13 protein-coding genes are annotated in these 15,709 nt (G+C 69.7%); 10 read left to right on the forward strand and 3 right to left on the reverse strand.

Annotation, left to right across the window (positions count from 1 at the left end):
• Nucleotides 1-9 precede the first annotated feature (9 nt).
• Nucleotides 10-738: an amino acid ABC transporter ATP-binding protein gene (locus V1457_RS15755; RefSeq protein ID WP_200071501.1), complete on the reverse strand. Its 729-nt coding sequence runs from the start codon at nt 736-738 to the stop codon at nt 10-12.
• A 301-nt stretch (nt 739-1,039) separates the two neighbouring features.
• Here V1457_RS15755 and miaB point away from each other — a divergent pair, with 301 nt between their 5' ends.
• Both miaB and V1457_RS15765 read left to right on the forward strand, forming a co-directional pair.
• A complete protein-coding gene (gene miaB / locus V1457_RS15760; RefSeq protein ID WP_200071256.1) occupies nt 1,040-2,530 on the forward strand; it encodes a tRNA (N6-isopentenyl adenosine(37)-C2)-methylthiotransferase MiaB in 1,491 nt (496 codons plus the stop codon).
• On the forward strand, nt 2,527-3,060 hold the full coding sequence (locus tag V1457_RS15765) for a hypothetical protein (RefSeq protein ID WP_233627752.1): 534 nt from the start codon (nt 2,527-2,529) through the stop codon (nt 3,058-3,060). Before miaB ends, V1457_RS15765 begins: the two co-directional genes overlap by 4 nt.
• A 144-nt stretch (nt 3,061-3,204) precedes the next feature.
• On the opposite strand, the gene V1457_RS15770 is transcribed toward V1457_RS15765, so the two are convergent.
• Nucleotides 3,205-4,533, reverse strand: coding sequence for a DUF349 domain-containing protein (locus tag V1457_RS15770; RefSeq protein WP_338595307.1), 1,329 nt, complete (start codon nt 4,531-4,533; stop codon nt 3,205-3,207).
• Nucleotides 4,534-4,817: 284 nt separating this feature from the next.
• On the opposite strand from V1457_RS15770, the gene V1457_RS15775 reads away from it, so the two are divergent.
• The 5 genes from V1457_RS15775 (at nt 4,818) to V1457_RS15795 (ending at nt 10,255) form a co-directional block, all read left to right on the forward strand.
• Nucleotides 4,818-5,525, forward strand: a complete 708-nt coding sequence (locus tag V1457_RS15775; RefSeq protein ID WP_338595308.1) for a hypothetical protein — start codon at nt 4,818-4,820, stop codon at nt 5,523-5,525.
• A gap of 73 nt (nt 5,526-5,598) precedes the next feature.
• On the forward strand, nt 5,599-6,519 hold the full coding sequence (gene miaA, locus V1457_RS15780) for a tRNA (adenosine(37)-N6)-dimethylallyltransferase MiaA (RefSeq protein ID WP_338595310.1): 921 nt from the start codon (nt 5,599-5,601) through the stop codon (nt 6,517-6,519).
• Between the two features lie 9 nt (nt 6,520-6,528).
• The gene (gene dapF / locus V1457_RS15785) at nt 6,529-7,398 is read left to right on the forward strand and encodes a diaminopimelate epimerase (protein WP_338595312.1); all 870 of its coding nucleotides are present in this window, start codon (nt 6,529-6,531) and stop codon (nt 7,396-7,398) included.
• 255 nt (nt 7,399-7,653) lie between these two features.
• Nucleotides 7,654-9,012 (forward strand): GTPase HflX, encoded by a 1,359-nt coding sequence (gene hflX / locus V1457_RS15790; protein WP_338604996.1) that lies wholly within the window; start codon nt 7,654-7,656, stop codon nt 9,010-9,012.
• A gap of 208 nt (nt 9,013-9,220) precedes the next feature.
• The gene (locus V1457_RS15795; RefSeq protein WP_307850129.1) at nt 9,221-10,255 is read left to right on the forward strand and encodes a hypothetical protein; all 1,035 of its coding nucleotides are present in this window, start codon (nt 9,221-9,223) and stop codon (nt 10,253-10,255) included.
• A gap of 111 nt (nt 10,256-10,366) precedes the next feature.
• On the opposite strand, the gene lexA is transcribed toward V1457_RS15795, so the two are convergent.
• A complete protein-coding gene (lexA, locus tag V1457_RS15800; protein ID WP_200071506.1) occupies nt 10,367-11,062 on the reverse strand; it encodes a transcriptional repressor LexA in 696 nt (231 codons plus the stop codon).
• A gap of 306 nt (nt 11,063-11,368) precedes the next feature.
• Here lexA and V1457_RS15805 point away from each other — a divergent pair, with 306 nt between their 5' ends.
• The 3 genes from V1457_RS15805 to V1457_RS15815 all read left to right on the forward strand — a co-directional run bounded on the left by V1457_RS15805 (nt 11,369) and on the right by V1457_RS15815 (nt 15,486).
• Nucleotides 11,369-11,794, forward strand: coding sequence for a LysM peptidoglycan-binding domain-containing protein (locus V1457_RS15805; protein ID WP_200071260.1), 426 nt, complete (start codon nt 11,369-11,371; stop codon nt 11,792-11,794).
• A gap of 250 nt (nt 11,795-12,044) precedes the next feature.
• Nucleotides 12,045-12,533, forward strand: coding sequence for a transcriptional regulator NrdR (gene nrdR / locus V1457_RS15810; protein WP_200071261.1), 489 nt, complete (start codon nt 12,045-12,047; stop codon nt 12,531-12,533).
• A 121-nt stretch (nt 12,534-12,654) separates the two neighbouring features.
• Nucleotides 12,655-15,486: a vitamin B12-dependent ribonucleotide reductase gene (locus V1457_RS15815; protein ID WP_200071262.1), complete on the forward strand. Its 2,832-nt coding sequence runs from the start codon at nt 12,655-12,657 to the stop codon at nt 15,484-15,486.
• Nucleotides 15,487-15,709 lie beyond the last annotated feature (223 nt).

Below are 15,709 nucleotides of genomic sequence, written 5' to 3' on the forward strand. Positions count from 1 at the left end.
GAGCCGCCGTCAGTGGGTGAGGATCTTGCTCAGGAAGTCCTGCGCCCGCGGACTCTCGGCGCCCTGGAAGAAGCGGTCCGGAGTGGAGTCCTCGACGATCCGCCCGTCGTCCATGAACAACACGCGGTGCGCGGCGCGGCGCGCGAAACCCATCTCGTGCGTGACCACCAGCATCGTCATGCCCTCGGCGGCCAGCCCCGCCATGACGTCGAGCACCTCGTTGACCATTTCCGGGTCCAGCGCGGAGGTCGGCTCGTCGAACATCATCACTTTCGGCTTCATCGCCAGCGCGCGGGCGATCGCGGCGCGCTGCTGCTGCCCGCCGGACAGCTGCGCGGGATGCTTGGCCGCCTGATCCGCGATCCCGACCCGGTCCAGCAGCGCGGTCGCCTCCTGCTCGGCGGTGGCCTTGTCCGAGCGCCGCACCTTGATCGGCCCGAGGGTGACGTTGTCCAGGATCGTCTTGTGCGCGAACAGGTTGAACTGCTGGAAGACCATGCCGACGTCGGCGCGCACCCCGGCCAGCGCGCGGCCCTCCGCGGGCAGCGGCGTGCCGTCGATCTCGATCGTCCCGGAGTCGACGGGTTCCAGGCGGTTGATCGCGCGGCACAGCGTGGACTTGCCGGAACCGGACGGGCCGAGCACGACCACGACCTGACCGCGGGGCACGGTCAGCTCGATGTCCCGCAGCACGTGCACCGGTCCGAAGTGCTTGTCGACCGCGGACATGCGGATCATCGGCGATTCCGGGGTCATGCGCGCTCCTTGCCGAAGAATCCGGTTCTGCTGGCGAAAACCTAGGCCGACCAGGCCGGTTAGTCCATATGGTGCGGATGCTCCGGATGGAGCAATTCTGCTTGCTTCGTACCCGAAAGGCCGAAACGAACGGAATGGCTCCGGTGCGGCGGTTCCCGCCCAACCACCAGGATCGCATTCCATGCGTACACGAACCGAACTCGTCGAATCGTTGTGGGCCGCTGCCCGCGATGCTGGGCAGGGTGCTTCCATTCGGCCTCTGACCAGGAGATACCGTTGAGGCATGGCTGAGCGGGACGCCGCGCGATCCTTCGAGGTGCGCACGTACGGATGTCAGATGAACGTGCACGACTCCGAACGGCTCTCCGGGATGCTGGAAGAAGCCGGGTACGTGCGCGCGCCCAAGGACACCGAGGCGGACGTGGTCGTGTTCAACACCTGCGCGGTCCGCGAGAACGCCGACAACCGGCTCTACGGCAACCTCGGCCACCTGCGTCCGGTGAAGCAGAACCACCCCGGTATGCAGATCGCCGTCGGCGGCTGCCTGGCGCAGAAGGACCGCAGCGAGATCGTGCGCCGCGCGCCCTGGGTGGACGTCGTGTTCGGCACGCACAACCTCGGTTCGCTGCCCACGCTGCTGGAGCGCGCCCGGCACAACGAGGAGGCCGAGGTCGAGATCCTCGAATCCCTCGACGTGTTCCCCTCCACGCTGCCCGCGCGCCGCGAATCCGCCTATTCCGGCTGGGTGTCCGTCTCGGTGGGCTGCAACAACACCTGCACCTTCTGCATCGTGCCCGCGCTGCGGGGCAAGGAGAAGGACCGCCGCCCCGGCGACGTGCTGGCCGAAGTCCAGGCCCTGGTCGACGAGGGCGTGCTCGAAGTGACGTTGCTCGGGCAGAACGTCAACGCCTACGGCGTCGAATTCGGCGACCGGCTCGCGTTCGGCAAGTTGCTGCGCTCCTGCGGGGAGATCGACGGGCTGGAGCGGGTGCGGTTCACCTCGCCGCACCCGAGGGACTTCACCGACGACGTGATCGAGGCGATGGCCGAGACCCCCAACGTCTGCCACCAGCTGCACATGCCGCTGCAATCCGGCTCCGACCGGGTGCTCAAGGCGATGCGCCGCTCCTACCGCTCCGAGCGGTACCTGAACATTCTGCGCAAGGTCCGGGAAGCGATGCCGGACGCGGCGATCACCACCGACATCATCGTCGGTTTCCCCGGTGAGACCGAAGAGGACTTCGAGCAGACCCTGGAAGTCGTGCGCGAAGCCCGGTTCAGCAGCGCGTTCACCTTCCAGTACTCCAAGCGGCCCGGCACGCCCGCCGCCGACCTGCCGGGCCAGCTGCCGAAGGAGGTCGTGCAGCAGCGCTACGAACGGCTGGTCGCGCTGCAGAACGAGATGTCCTGGGAACTGAACAAGGAACTCGTCGGCACGGAGGTCGAACTGCTCGTCGCCGAAGGCGAAGGCCGCAAGGACAGCGAGACCCGCAGGCTGTCCGGCCGCGCCCGCGACGGACGGCTGGTGCACTTCGCCCCGGACGGAGCCATCGACCGGGAGATCCGCCCCGGCGACGTCGTGCACACCGCGGTCACCCGCGCCGCGCCGCACCACCTGGTCGCCGACGGGGAGATCACCGCGCACCGCCGAACCCGCGCCGGGGACCACTGGGAGGTGGGCGAACGGCCCAAGACCTCCGGGGTCAGCCTCGGACTCCCGTCCTTCGGCGCACCACAACCGCAGCCGGCCGCCGAACAGGGATGTGCGTGTTGAGCGACGACGCCAAGGAACCGAAGCACGACGGCGGGCAGCGGGACGAGCCGGTGGCAGGTGCGAATCCGGCCGCAGCCGCCGACGAGCAGGGTCGCAAAGAACTCTCCAAGGCCGAGCGCGACCTGCTGCGCCGCATCGATCCCGGCACCACGGCGCTGACCATCGCCGGGGTGATGCTCGTGCTGGTGTTGTGCTCGATCCTGCCGTGGATCGGCGACGCCACCGGGTGGCAGGTGCTGTTCGGCCAGGCCGATCCCGCGCTGAAGATCACACTGCTGCCGCGGCTGTTCGCGATCAACTCCACCATCGCCGGGGTCCTGCTCAGCGCGCTCGCGCTGGCCACCCGGCGCTGGGCGCTGGCGTGGGTCGCCGGAATGGCCTGCATCATCGTGTCGTTCGAGGGGGTCACCGCGATCTGGTCCCGGCAGACGGTGCCCGAAGGCGGGCCGTCGCTGGGACTGGTGCTGGCCGTGGTGTGCATCGTGGTGCTGGCCGTGCAGTGGCTTCGGGTGGTGCTCAGGCGGCCCTGACGTGGTGCTGAGCGCCTAGCGCAGCCTGTTGAGGCTGGTTGAACAGCAGTCGCGGACTGCGGCACGCATCGAGGCGCAAGCCCCGTGGAACTCGGCGAGGCGTCGCCTCAAGCGGTCGTCAACGCGGCGGCCTGGGATGCCCGCTCAGCGGTCTTCGAGTGCCTGCTCCGCCGCCGACAGCCAGACTCGCCACTGCTCGGCCTGCTCATCGGCCTGTTTGGCCCGCTTCGCGTCCCCGGCGGCCCGCGCCTTCTCCGCCTGCGCCTCGAACTGCTCGACGCGTTCCCGGAACTGCTCGACGCGCGCCTGCGCCTCCGGGTCGGTGCGCCGCCACTGCGTCTCCGAAGCCGTGCGCACCCGGTCGGCGACCGTCCGCAGCCTGCCCTCCAGCTCCCGCATCCGCTCGCGCGGCACCTTGCCGATCTCGTCCCAGCGTTGCTGGATGCGGTGCAGGTGCTGCTGCGCGGCTTGCAGGTCCGCCTTCGGGTCGATCGTCTCGGCCTCGGCCAGCAGCTCCTCCTTCGCCGTCGCGTTCTGCGCGAATTCCGCGTCGCGCTCCGAGAACGCCGCGGAGCGCCGTGCGAAGAACGTGTCCTGCGCGGCCCGGAACCGCCGCCACAGCGCCTCATCGCTGTCCTTCGGGGCGCGCCCGGTCGCCTTCCAATCCGCCATCAACTGCTTGTAGCGGGTGGCGGTGGCGCCCCAGTCGGTGGACTCGGTCAGCGACTCGGCCTCCTCCACCAGCTCCTGCTTGTGCGCCTTGGACGTCGCGCGCTGGCGGTCCAGTTCGGCGAAGTGCGAGCCGCGCCTGCGGTTGAACGCGTCCCGGGCCTTGGAGAACCGGCGCCAGAGCTGCTCATCGGTCTTGCGGTCCACGCCCCGGACGGTCTTCCACTCGTCCAGGATCGCCCGGAGCCGGTCGCCCGCCGACTTCCAATGCGTGGCCTCCGCGGCGATCTGCTCCGCCTCGGCTGCCAGCGCTTCCTTGCGCGCCACCGCGTCCGCCCGGACCTGGTCCTTGTGCGCCTTCGCGTCCTGCACGGCCTGTTCGGCGCGCGTCACGAGGTGCTCGACACGAGCGCGCAGCGAATCCAGGTCGCCCACGACGGCCGCCTCGGCCAGCCCGTCGCGCAGATGGCGTGCGCTGGTCAGCGCTTGCTTCGGATCGCCGGAGTGCCCGCTGATCCGGGTCTCCAGCAGCTCGACCTCGGTGCGCACGTCGTCGAACTTCCGCGCGTAGTGCGCCAGCCCCTCGGCCGCGGCGCCCGCCTGCCACGATCCGACCGCCCGCTCGCCGCCGGAGGTGCGCACGTAAACCGTGCCGTCGTCGGCCACCCGGCCCCAGCGATCCGGGTCGGTGGAGGCGGCAGGCACCGCGGGCGCGGAAAGGTGAGCCCCGGTTGCAGCGTTCGTCGCAGTCGTGCCCGGTGCTGTTCCCGCGGCGGTTTCGGGGGTCGTGTCCTGGTGCGTCATGACCGGAATCCTCCTCGCGTACCCGCTTCGATGCCCGTGCCGGGCACGGGCGCCCCGCCGTGGCGGAGCCGGTGCGCGGCGATCCGGACCCGCAGGTCGAGTCCGATCTCCGCTGGCGCATTCAAACAGGTCCGCCCCGGCCCCGGTATTCCGGCGCGCCCTCCGGAGGCGTCGGCGGTCCGGTGCGGGTCATGCGAACGGGCCGCGCGGGCGGGTGCCGCCGCGCGCGGCGATCGGGTCCCTGCTCCGTTCACCGCCGACCGTGACCTCTACCGTGCACGGGTGTGCTCACCCGCATCGCTGTGGTGCCGTACCCGCCGCTGCTCGTCCCCGAACTGACCGTGCGGACCGGTCCGCGGACCGAGCCGGTGCGGGGCGCGTGCCTGCGCGCCACCACCAGTTTGACGGACTCGGCCGCCGAATGGGTCGCCGTCGGCGTAGATCGTCGCGGGCCGACCGTGCTGGAACCGGACACCGCCGGGACTTTCGCAGGGTACGGAGTTGATGTGCCGGTGAGCCTGGGCGGCGATCGGCCGGCGTGGGACCCGGAGCTGCCGTTGCCCGCCCTGGTCGCGGGTTGGTTGCGGCAGCAGGCGGGAGCCGAGCGCGTGACCGTGCGATTGCTGGCCGCGGACACTCCGACCGAGCAGGCGGTCGAGCTGGGCCGGCAGCTCGGGTCCGCTGCGGAGGAGTTCGGCCTGCTGGTGCTCGCCGAGGGCACCAACCGGCAAGACGAGCGCTCGCCGCACCCGCCGGATCCCCGGGCGCGCCGGCTGGACGAGCGACTGCGGTCGGCCGTGCGTGATGTCGACCGGCGGGAGCTGCTCGACCTCGATCCGCAGCTCTGCGCCGAACTCGGTGTTGCCTCTCGTGCCGCCTGGCAGTGCGCGGCGGGTGCGGCAGGCACCGGGAACTGGACCGGGCGGCTGGTGTACTCGGACACCCCGCACGGCGTGACCTACCACGTCGGAACCTGGTCGCGCGCCGCTTGACCTGCCCTTTCAATGCCCGCACTGCGGGGATCCGCACGCTCGTGCGGTTGTTCGCGGGATTTAGGGTGGCCGGGTGTCCGCTGCACCTGCGCAACGACTCGTGGCGATCGTCGGCCCGACCGCGACCGGCAAGTCCGACCTCGCAGTCGAGCTCGCCGACGAACTCGGCGGAGAAGTGATCAACGCCGACGCCATGCAGCTCTACCGGGGGATGGACGTAGGCACCGCCAAGCTCACCACCGAGCAGCGCCGCGGCGTCCCGCACCACCTGCTCGACGTGCTGGAGGTGACCGAGACGGCGTCGGTGGCGGCCTACCAACGCGACGCGCGCGCCGCCGTCGAAGATGTCCTGGCGCGTGGCCGGACGCCGCTGCTGGTCGGCGGCTCCGGGCTCTACGTGCAAGCGGTGCTCGACGATCTGCGGTTCCCGGGAACCGATCCGCAAGTGCGCGCCCGCTGGGACGAGCAGCTCCGGCAGCGCGGCGCCGCCGATCTGCACCGGCAGCTCTCGGAGGTGGACCCGACCGCCGCGGAGTCGATCCTGCCCAGCAATGGTCGCAGGCTCGTGCGCGCTCTCGAGGTCGTCGAGATCACCGGGGCCCCGTTCTCCGCGAACCTGCCCAAGCCGGGCCCCCCGCGTTACGACGCGGTGCTGTTCGGCCTGGACCGGCCGGTCGCGGAACTCGACGACCGGGTGGACCTGCGCGTCACCAGCATGTTCGACGCGGGCCTGGTCGCCGAGGTGCGTGAGCTGGTGCACCACGGTCTGCGGCACGGCCGCACCGCCTCGCGCGCACTGGGCTACCAGCAGGTCCTCGACGAACTCGACGGTTCGGGCGACATGGCCGCCGCGGCCGCCGAGACCGCCCGGTTCACTCGCCGGTTCGTGCGCAAACAGCGTTCGTGGTTCCGCCGCGACAAGCGCGTCAACTGGCTCGACGCAACAGCTGAGCAGGCGACGCCGGACCGCCTCCGGGCGCTGCTGCGCACGTAGACTTGCCGGGTGCGGTTTTCCGAAGGACCAGAGTTCGTCAAAGGCCACGGCACGCAGAACGATTTCGTCGTGCTGCCCGACCCGGAAGGCGAGCTGAAGCTGACCGAGGCCCACGTGCGCGCGCTTTGCGACCGGCAGCGCGGACTCGGCGCGGACGGTGTTCTCCGCGTCGTGCCCGCCGCCGCGGTGCCCGATGCGCCGGCGTCGGTTTCTCCGGACGTCTGGTTCATGGATTACCGCAACGCCGACGGCTCCCTCGCGGAGATGTGCGGCAACGGCGTCCGCGTTTTCGCCCGTTACCTCGTCGAGGCCGGTCTGGCCGCCGAAGGCGCCTTCGACGTCGGAACCCGGGGCGGCACCAAACCCGTCGTGACGCACCCGGACGGCAGCAGCACGGTGGAAATGGGACCGGCACGCATCTTCGGCGAATCCGGGACCACCGTCGGGCAGCAGCGATTCCGGGGACTCGCGGTGGACCTGGGCAACCCGCATCTCGCCTGCGTCACCGACCAGGACATAGCCGGGCTGGACCTGACCGAGGTCCCGCCGCACGACCCCGAACTCTTCCCGGCCGGCGTGAACGTCGAGTTCGTCCGCCGCCTCGGCCCGGACGCGGTGGGCGGGGCCGATCGCATCCGGATGCGGGTGCACGAGCGCGGCGTCGGCGAAACCCGCTCGTGCGGAACGGGCACGGTCGCGGCCGCGGTCGCCGCGCTGCACGCCGCCGGCGCACGAACCGGGCAACGCCTCGTCGAGGTCCTGGGCGGCAGCGTTCAGGTCGAGGTCACGGAGCGGACCACGCTGCTCACCGGCCCGGCGGTCCTCGTCGGCGGGGGCAGGCTCGGCGTGGAGTGGTGGCGTCAAGCCGAGATCGGCTGACCGCGCGGAGTGCCCGGCCCGGGCCGATTTTCGAGGGTGAAAACCGGTCGCGAAGCGTGGGACAATGGAACCGATATGAAGAAATCCGCACTGTGGTCATCCGAGGCGAGCCTCGACCCGGAGGTCGCCCGCGCAGCAGCCGGCACGGACGAGCCCGGCGGTCAGCCGCTCGACGCCGACGAGTTTTCCGTTCATGATCCGGCCCTTGACTTCGCCGCCTCCAGAGCCGCGGACACCGCCCCTTCAAGCGGTGAGATGCAGCGGGACGAACGCGCCTCGCTGCGCCGCGTGGCGGGGCTGTCCACCGAGCTCTCCGACATCACCGAAGTCGAGTACCGGCAGTTGCGGCTGGAGCGCGTCGTGCTCGTCGGGGTCTGGACCGAGGGTGACGCGGTGCACGCCGAAGCCTCGCTGGCCGAGCTGGCCCGGCTCGCCGAAACAGCCGGTTCCGAGGTGCTCGATGGACTCGTGCAGCGCAGGCAGCGACCCGACCCGGCGACCTATGTCGGTGCGGGCAAGGTCAAGGAACTGCGCGACGTCGTGGTCGCTACCGGCGCGGACACCGTCGTCTGCGACGGCGAGCTGGCGCCCGGCCAACTCCGGCAGCTCGAGGACAAGCTCAAGGTCAAGGTCATCGACCGGACCGCGTTGATCCTGGACATCTTCGCCCAGCACGCCAGCTCCAAGGAGGGCAAGGCGCAGATCGAGCTTGCCCAGCTGCAGTACTACATCACCCGCCTGCGCGGCTGGGGCGAGAAGATGTCCCGGCAGGCCGGTGGCGCCACCGGCGGCGTCGGCACCCGCGGTCCCGGTGAGACCAAGCTGGAGACCGACCGCAGGCGGATCCACAAGCGGATCAGCAAGCTCCGCAAGGAACTGGCCGCGATGCGCACCGTCCGCAACACCAAGCGCGGCAGGCGCGAGGCCAGGCAGGTCGCCGGAGTGGCCATCGCCGGCTACACCAACGCGGGCAAGTCCAGCCTGCTCAATGCGCTCACCGACGCAGGCGTGCTGGTGGAGGACGCGTTGTTCGCCACCTTGGACCCGACCACCCGCCGCGCGGAGACCCCGGACGGACGGGCTTACACGCTCACCGACACCGTCGGCTTCGTCCGGCACCTGCCGCACCAGCTCGTGGAGGCGTTCCGCTCCACGCTGGAGGAGGTCACCGGCGCTGACCTGCTGGTGCACGTGGTGGACGGTTCGGAGCCCGAACCGCACGACCAGGTCGCCGCGGTGCGCCAGGTGGTCTCCGACATCGCCGCGGAGCACGGCGCGCCGGTTCCGGAGGAACTCCTGGTGGTGAACAAGACCGACCAGGTCGACGCCACCCGGATCGCCGAGCTGCGCAGGCTGCTGCCCGGCGCGATGTTCGTCTCCGCGCACACCGGTGCGGGAATCGCCGCGCTGCGCGAGCTCATCGCGGACCGGCTGCCGCGCCCCGGCGTGTTCGTCGACGCCTTGGTGCCCTACACCCGGGGCGAGCTCGTTTCCCGGGTGCACGCCGAAGGGGAGCTCGTCGACGAGGAGCACACCGCCGAAGGCACCAGGGTGCGGGCCAAGGTCCGTTCCGACCTCGCCGGTGCGCTGCAACCTTTCGCAGGCGCGGGATGAGCCGCCGGACCGGTGTTCCGGGTAGGGCGGCCCGCTGACGGTGACCACGAAGCCGTCGTGCGGGCCGCGAATCGCGAACCGGCCGATGATCGGCCCTCACAGGGCTGGAGAAACGTCAGGGAGGCCGCCCGGCGATTCGCGCCCCGGAACGTCGCTGCTGGGATTCTTCCTGCGGTGGCCCCGCTTCTGTCCGCTATACCCGGCGCTGGTGGTAGGGGCGATGCTGGCCGTGCCGCCCGCTGCCGCCGATGCGTCGCAGCACCACGCGCAGTCGTCTTCGCAGGCTGAGCGTTGCCGGATCACCGATCCCGGCCTGGCCGAACTCTCCGGCCTGGCTTCGGACGGGCGCAGCTGGTACGCGGTCGCCGACAGCGGCAGTTCGCTGCGCGTGCCGGTGCTCAACCCCGCCGATTGCTCCGTGCGGGACGTGTGGACGTCCGCCACCGACCCGTACGACGTCGAGGACTTGGCGCTCGCTCCGGGCGGTGCGGTCTGGCTCGCAGATACCGGCGACAACCAACGCCGCCGCGAAACGGTCGCGCTGCACGTGCTGACGGGGAACGGCAACTCGGCGCTCTACCGGCTCTCCTATCCCGACGGACCGCACGACGCCGAGGCGCTGCTGCTGGACAAGTCCGGAATTCCCTATGTAGTTACCAAAGAGCCGCTCGGCATGGCGCAGATCTACCGCCCTGCCGCTCCCCTGCAAGAGGGGAAAACCGTTCCATGGGCGCCCGTCGGCACCGTCACGCTGCCCACCACCGACACACCCGGCGGCCCGATAGCGGGAGTCGGCACCAGATTGGTGACCGGTGGTTCGGTCAGCCCGGACGGCACGATGGTCGCGTTGCGGACCTACACCGAGGCGTACTTGTTCGAGGCCCCGGACGGCGACGTGGTTGCGGCTTTGCGGCGGCCACCGATCCGCATTCCGCTGCCGAACGAGGTGCAGGGTGAAGCCATCGCCTGGGAACCGGATGGCACATTGCTGTCGGCATCCGAAGGTCAGCAACCTGTGCGGGCGTTGTCCGGTGCGGCAGCGTTGCTGCGCCCCGAGCCCGCGCCCTCGCCGGGGCGTCCCGACGCCGGCGGAACCGACTCCGAGAACGGTGGAACCACTGCATCGGAAGAGCCGAGCGGGCCCGAGAAGAACAGCGGAGTCCCGATAGCACCTGCTGTGGTCGTGGCCCTCGGCCTGGCGGCGCTTTTGCTGTTCTTCCTGAGCCGGCTTCGCCGCCGATGAATCGCCGCTGTTTCCAAGACCGGGTTGCTACCGCCGCACACCGAGAACGGACGTGCCCGCCGCGCACGGTTCATGCGGTGCCGATGCACGGATCAAGCCCGCAAGCGGTTCTCAGAGTCGGCGCAGCACGGCGACCACCTTCCCCAACACCGTCGCGTCGTCACCCAGGATGGGCTGGTAAGCCTCGTTGTGCGGCATCAACCAGACGTGCTCATCGGTGCGCTTGAAGGTCTTCACCGTCGCCTCGCCTTCGATCATCGCCGCGACGACGTCACCGTTGTCCGCGTCCGGCTGCTGCCGGACCGCTACCCAGTCCCCGTCGGTTATGGCCAGGTCGACCATGGAGTCGCCGACGACCTGCAGCAGGAACAACGCTCCTTCGCCGACGATCTCCTTCGGCAGCGGGAAGACGTCCTCCACCGACTCCTCGGCCAGGATCGGCCCGCCCGCTGCGATCCGGCCCACCACCGGGACGTACGCGGGTTTCGGCTGCCCGGCGAGATCGCCCTGCTCGGAATCGGCGACGAGCACGCCCACCGTGCGCGGCCGGTGCGGGTCGCGGCGCAGGTAGCCCTTCCGCTCCAGCACGCGCAGCTGGTAAGCGACCGACGAGGTCGACGTCAGGCCGACGGCGTCGCCGATCTCGCGCACGCTCGGTGGGTAGCCGTGCTCGCGCATCCATTCGCGGATAGCTTCGAGCACCTTGAGCTGTCGATCGCTCAGCTCCGCTGTGCCGGGTTGCTCGGGAACGGCGGGCTGTTCCTGGACGGTCTCGGCCGGTTCGCCGCGTCCGTGGAGTTCGGTCACCACTCCGCCTGCGCCGCCCTGCCCGTTGCCGTCGCGCACCTCGTCGCGGTCGCCGATCGATTCGGTCGTGTTGCTGACCACCACTGCCTCCTGCCCTCGTGAACGGGACTGCTCGTGACTCCGATTTCCACAGTAGACCGGGCAGCAGGGAAGATCAAACACCTGTTCGAGTTAATTTCGCTCCAGGTCTGGCGCTGTCGAGCACTGCTGGTACACAATCGCACGGAGGTTCGATCGAACAACCATTCGATCTTGATTGCGATCTGCCGTTGTGGGCCGCGGGCGGTCCCGGTGCAGGAGGTGCTCATGGTGACGGTGCTCGGTCCGGCGGCGCGGCCGCGGACGTCCGGTGGTGCGGTGTTGCGAACGCCTGCGCAGGAGGCCGCCGATCCGCCGGTGCCGGCGGAATCGATCGCCGCGGAGCCGGTGGGCGCGGTGTTCCGGTGGCGCCACGCGTTGGTCGAGTCCGCCTGGCTCGCCGGCGTCGGTCTCTGCGCCTTCGCGGTGGTCTTAGCGTTCGGCCTGCTCGCGGCCGAACCGGCGGAGCCGGTGCCGAATGCTACTGAACTGGTCTCCGTCGGCAGCGGCGACACGCTGCCCGGACTGGCTGCTCGCTTCGCGCCGGACAGCGATCAGGGTGCGGTGATCCGCCGCATCGTCGAGCTGAACCATCTCGACGCTGCTGAGCCTGCGACCGGGCGGAGTTTGATCGTGCCCGTCCGGCGCGGCTGAATCTTCGCGGGGCGGTCACCTGCTGTTCGCGCGCGCTGCTCCGTCCGGTATCACTCGTCCGGGGAGCACCGGGGCGGGTCGGTTTGCTTCCCGATGTGCGGCCGATTAGAGTTCGCCACAACATCTAGTAGTTACGCCGGTGTAGTTACTCCACAGCTTGTGCTCGAGGAGTACTCTGGTTCCCACGCACGGTGAGTGCGCCGGTTGCTGCGGAGGTGTGGCTGATGACGGCCGAAAGGGGGTGAGTCCGATGCGGTGCCCATTCTGCCGGGGCGATGACTCCCGGGTGATCGACTCGCGCGAGGTGGAGGAAGGGCAGGCGATCCGGCGCAGGCGCTCTTGCTCCGGTTGCGGTCGCCGGTTCACGACAGTGGAAGAACTAGTGCTGTCGGTGGTCAAGCGCTCTGGGGTTACCGAGCCGTTCAGCCGCGAAAAGGTCGTCCGGGGGGTGTTGCGCGCCTGCCAAGGGCGGCCGGTGCAGGAGGACGCGCTGCAGCAGCTCGCCCATCGGGTCGAGGACGCGGTCCGCTCGCGGGGCGTGTCGGAGTTGCCCAGCCACGAGGTGGGGTTGGCGATCCTGGGGCCGTTGCGCGAACTGGACGAGGTCGCGTACCTGCGGTTCGCCAGCGTCTACCGGGCCTTCTCCTCGGTAGCCGACTTCGAAAAGGAGATCGTCGATCTCCGCGCGGCCCGCGGCAGTGGGGACGGGGCGCGAACGGGGGAGAGCGGCAGTGGCTAAACCGAAGCGGCGATCGGCGCGGCGTGGGCCGGCGAACGCGGGTGGGACGCGACCGACCCGGACGGGGAGACCGGACGGCGGCGGGAATGCACGAGCGAGCAACAGGGAAGAGGGACAGGTCATGACAGAGACCGTGGACGGCCCGGTCGGTGCAACGGGGGAGCCGGAGACAGGTGCCCACACCGAGGGCATCCGGGTGCAGCGGGTCTACACCACCGAGGGGGTGCACCCCTACGACGAGGTTGCCTGGGAACGCCGCGACGTGGTGATGACCAACTGGCGGGACGGCTCGGTCAACTTCGAACAGCGCGGAGTCGAGTTCCCCGAGTTCTGGTCGCTGAACTCGGTCAACATCGTGACCAGCAAGTACTTCCGGGGGGCGCAGGGCACCGAGCAGCGTGAGCACAGCCTCAAGCAGCTCATCGACCGGGTCGTGAAGACGTACGTGCGCAGCGGCGTGCAGCACGGCTACTTCGCGACCGAGGTGGACGCGGAGATCTTCGAGCACGAGCTGACCTGGATGCTGCTGCACCAGGTGTTCAGCTTCAACTCGCCGGTGTGGTTCAACGTGGGCACCAGCTCGCGCCAGCAGGTCTCGGCCTGCTTCATCCTGTCCGTCGACGACACGATGGAGTCGATCCTCGACTGGTACAAGGAAGAGGGCCTGATCTTCAAGGGCGGCTCGGGGGCCGGCCTGAACCTCTCCCGCATCCGTTCGTCCAAGGAGCTGCTGTCCTCCGGCGGCACCGCCTCCGGGCCGGTGTCGTTCATGCGCGGCGCGGACGCTTCCGCGGGCACGATCAAGTCCGGTGGGGCCACCCGGCGTGCGGCGAAGATGGTCATCCTGGACGTCGACCACCCCGACGTCGAGGAGTTCATCGAGACCAAGTCCAAGGAGGAGCACAAGATCCGGGCGCTGCGCGACGCCGGGTTCGACGTGGACCTCGGGGGCGCGGACATGTCCTCGGTGCAGTACCAGAACGCGAACAACTCGGTCCGGGTCACCGACGAGTTCATGCGTGCGGTGGAAAGCGACGGGCGGTTCGGGCTGCGTGCCCGCACCGACGGCTCGGTCGTCGAAGACGTCCGCAGTCGTGACGTGTTCCGCAAGATGGCGCACGCCGCGTGGGAGAGCGCCGACCCGGGCATCCAGTACGACGGCACGATCCAGGACTGGCACACCGCGCCCGAGAGCGGCCGGATCTCGGCGTCGAACCCGTGCTCGGAGTACATGCACCTGGACAACTCCAGCTGCAACCTGGCTTCGCTGAACCTGATGAAGTTCTTGCGCGAGGACCTGACCTTCGACGCGGAGCTGTTCGAGAAGGCCGTCGAGTTCGTCATCACCGCGATGGACATCTCGATCGGTTTCGCGGACTTCCCGACCGAGTCGATCGGCGACACCACCCGCAAGTTCCGGCAGCTCGGCATCGGCTACGCGAACCTGGGCGCGCTGCTGATGGCCACCGGCCACGCCTACGACTCCGACGGCGGGCGAGCGCTGGCTGCGTCGATCACCTCGTTGATGACCGGTACCGCCTACAAGCGTTCCGCGGAGCTGGCCGGTGCGGTCGGACCGTACGAGGGCTACGCGCGCAACGCGGAGGCGCACCAGCGGGTGATGCGCAAGCACGCGGCGGCCAACGACCTTGTACGCACCTACCACCAGAACGACGTGGCGGTGCACAAGCTGGCGACGAAGGTGTGGCAGGACGGCCTGGCGATCGGCGCCCGGCACGGCTGGCGAAACGCCCAGGCGTCGCTGCTGGCTCCGACCGGCACGATCGGCCTGATGATGGACTGCGACACCACCGGGGTCGAGCCGGACCTGGCGCTGGTGAAGTTCAAGAAGCTGGTCGGCGGCGGCTCCATGCAGATCGTCAACCAGACGGTGCCGCGCGCGTTGAAGGCGCTGGGCTACCAGGAAGAGCAGATCGAGGCGATCGTCGAGTACATCGCCGAGCACGGCCACGTGATCGACGCCCCCGGGCTGCGCCCGGATCACTACGAGGTGTTCGACTGCGCCATGGGCCAGCGGGCGATCGCACCGATGGGGCACGTGCGGATGATGGCCGCGGTGCAGCCGTTCCTGTCCGGCGCCATCTCGAAGACGGTGAACATGCCGGAGCAGGCCAGCGTCGCCGATGTGGAGGAGATCTACTTCGAGGGCTGGCGGCTGGGCCTGAAGGCGCTGGCGATCTACCGGGACAACTGCAAGGTCGGCCAGCCCCTCTCGGCGGGCAAGGGCGAGCAGGGCGAGTCGGACAAGGCCGTCGAGAAGCAGATCGAGTACCGCCCGGTCCGCAAGCGGCTGCCGAAGAAGCGTCCGAGCCAGACCGTGTCGTTCACCGTCGGCGGTGCCGAGGGCTACCTGCACGCCGGGTCCTACCCGGACGACGGGCTCGGCGAGATCTTCGTCAAGCTCGGCAAGCAGGGCTCCACGTTGTCCGGCGTGATGGACGCCTTCTCGATGTCGATCTCGGTGGGTCTGCAGTACGGCATCCCGCTGGAGTTCTACATCTCGAAGTTCCAGAACCTGCGCTTCGAGCCGGCGGGCATGACCGATGACCCGGACGTGCGGATGGCCAGCAGCGTGCTGGACTACCTGTTCCGCAGGCTGGCGCTGGACTACCTGCCGTACGAGAAGCGGGCGCAGCTGGGCATCTTCACCAACGAGGAGCGCACGGCGCAGACTTCGGACTACGACTCGGAGCCGGGCGGTGGTTCGGTCGACCTGGACACGATGCGTTCCACCGTCGACTACCCGGCGGCGCAGGCGCAGGAACCCGCGCAGGAGGACGACCACCGCGCGGGCAGCTCGACCGAGCTGCTGGAGTTGCGCTTGGGCAAGGCCGCTGATGCGCCGCTGTGCATGACCTGCGGCACGAAGATGCGCCCGTCCGGGTCCTGCTACCTGTGCGAGGGCTGCGGCTCCACCTCCGGCTGCAGCTGAGGCCGGAATCGCAGCGTCCAACGCGAGATCGAGCACCGGCGCCGATACGTCCCGGTGCTGATGGGGGAGTCGGCCGTCGCGGCCGACTCCCCCTTGCGCGTTTCGGCCCGTCGCGCGTTTCGGCATGATCAGCAGTCCGTGCAACAGCGCCGAGTGATCGGCATCGGCTGTTCGGGTGTAGTTCAGCTGTTCGCTCGCTGTCGGCCGTCGTCCTGCGATCTGC

The sequence above is a fragment of the Saccharopolyspora sp. SCSIO 74807 genome (assembly GCF_037023755.1).
GTDB classification, from domain to species: domain Bacteria; phylum Actinomycetota; class Actinomycetes; order Mycobacteriales; family Pseudonocardiaceae; genus Saccharopolyspora_C; species Saccharopolyspora_C galaxeae.

What these genes read in the sequence shown, in the direction of transcription:
- V1457_RS15815 (WP_200071262.1), top strand. Translation starts at nt 12,655, where the DNA reads ATGACAGAGACCGTGGACGGCCCGGTCGGTGCAACGGGGGAGCCGGAG.
- miaB (WP_200071256.1), top strand. Translation starts at nt 1,040, where the DNA reads ATGGCTGAGCGGGACGCCGCGCGATCCTTCGAGGTGCGCACGTACGGA.
- V1457_RS15770 (WP_338595307.1), bottom strand. Translation starts at nt 4,533, where the DNA reads ATGACGCACCAGGACACGACCCCCGAAACCGCCGCGGGAACAGCACCG.
- V1457_RS15755 (WP_200071501.1), bottom strand. Translation starts at nt 738, where the DNA reads ATGATCCGCATGTCCGCGGTCGACAAGCACTTCGGACCGGTGCACGTG.
- hflX (WP_338604996.1), top strand. Translation starts at nt 7,654, where the DNA reads ATGCAGCGGGACGAACGCGCCTCGCTGCGCCGCGTGGCGGGGCTGTCC.
- V1457_RS15805 (WP_200071260.1), top strand. Translation starts at nt 11,369, where the DNA reads ATGGTGACGGTGCTCGGTCCGGCGGCGCGGCCGCGGACGTCCGGTGGT.
- nrdR (WP_200071261.1), top strand. Translation starts at nt 12,045, where the DNA reads ATGCGGTGCCCATTCTGCCGGGGCGATGACTCCCGGGTGATCGACTCG.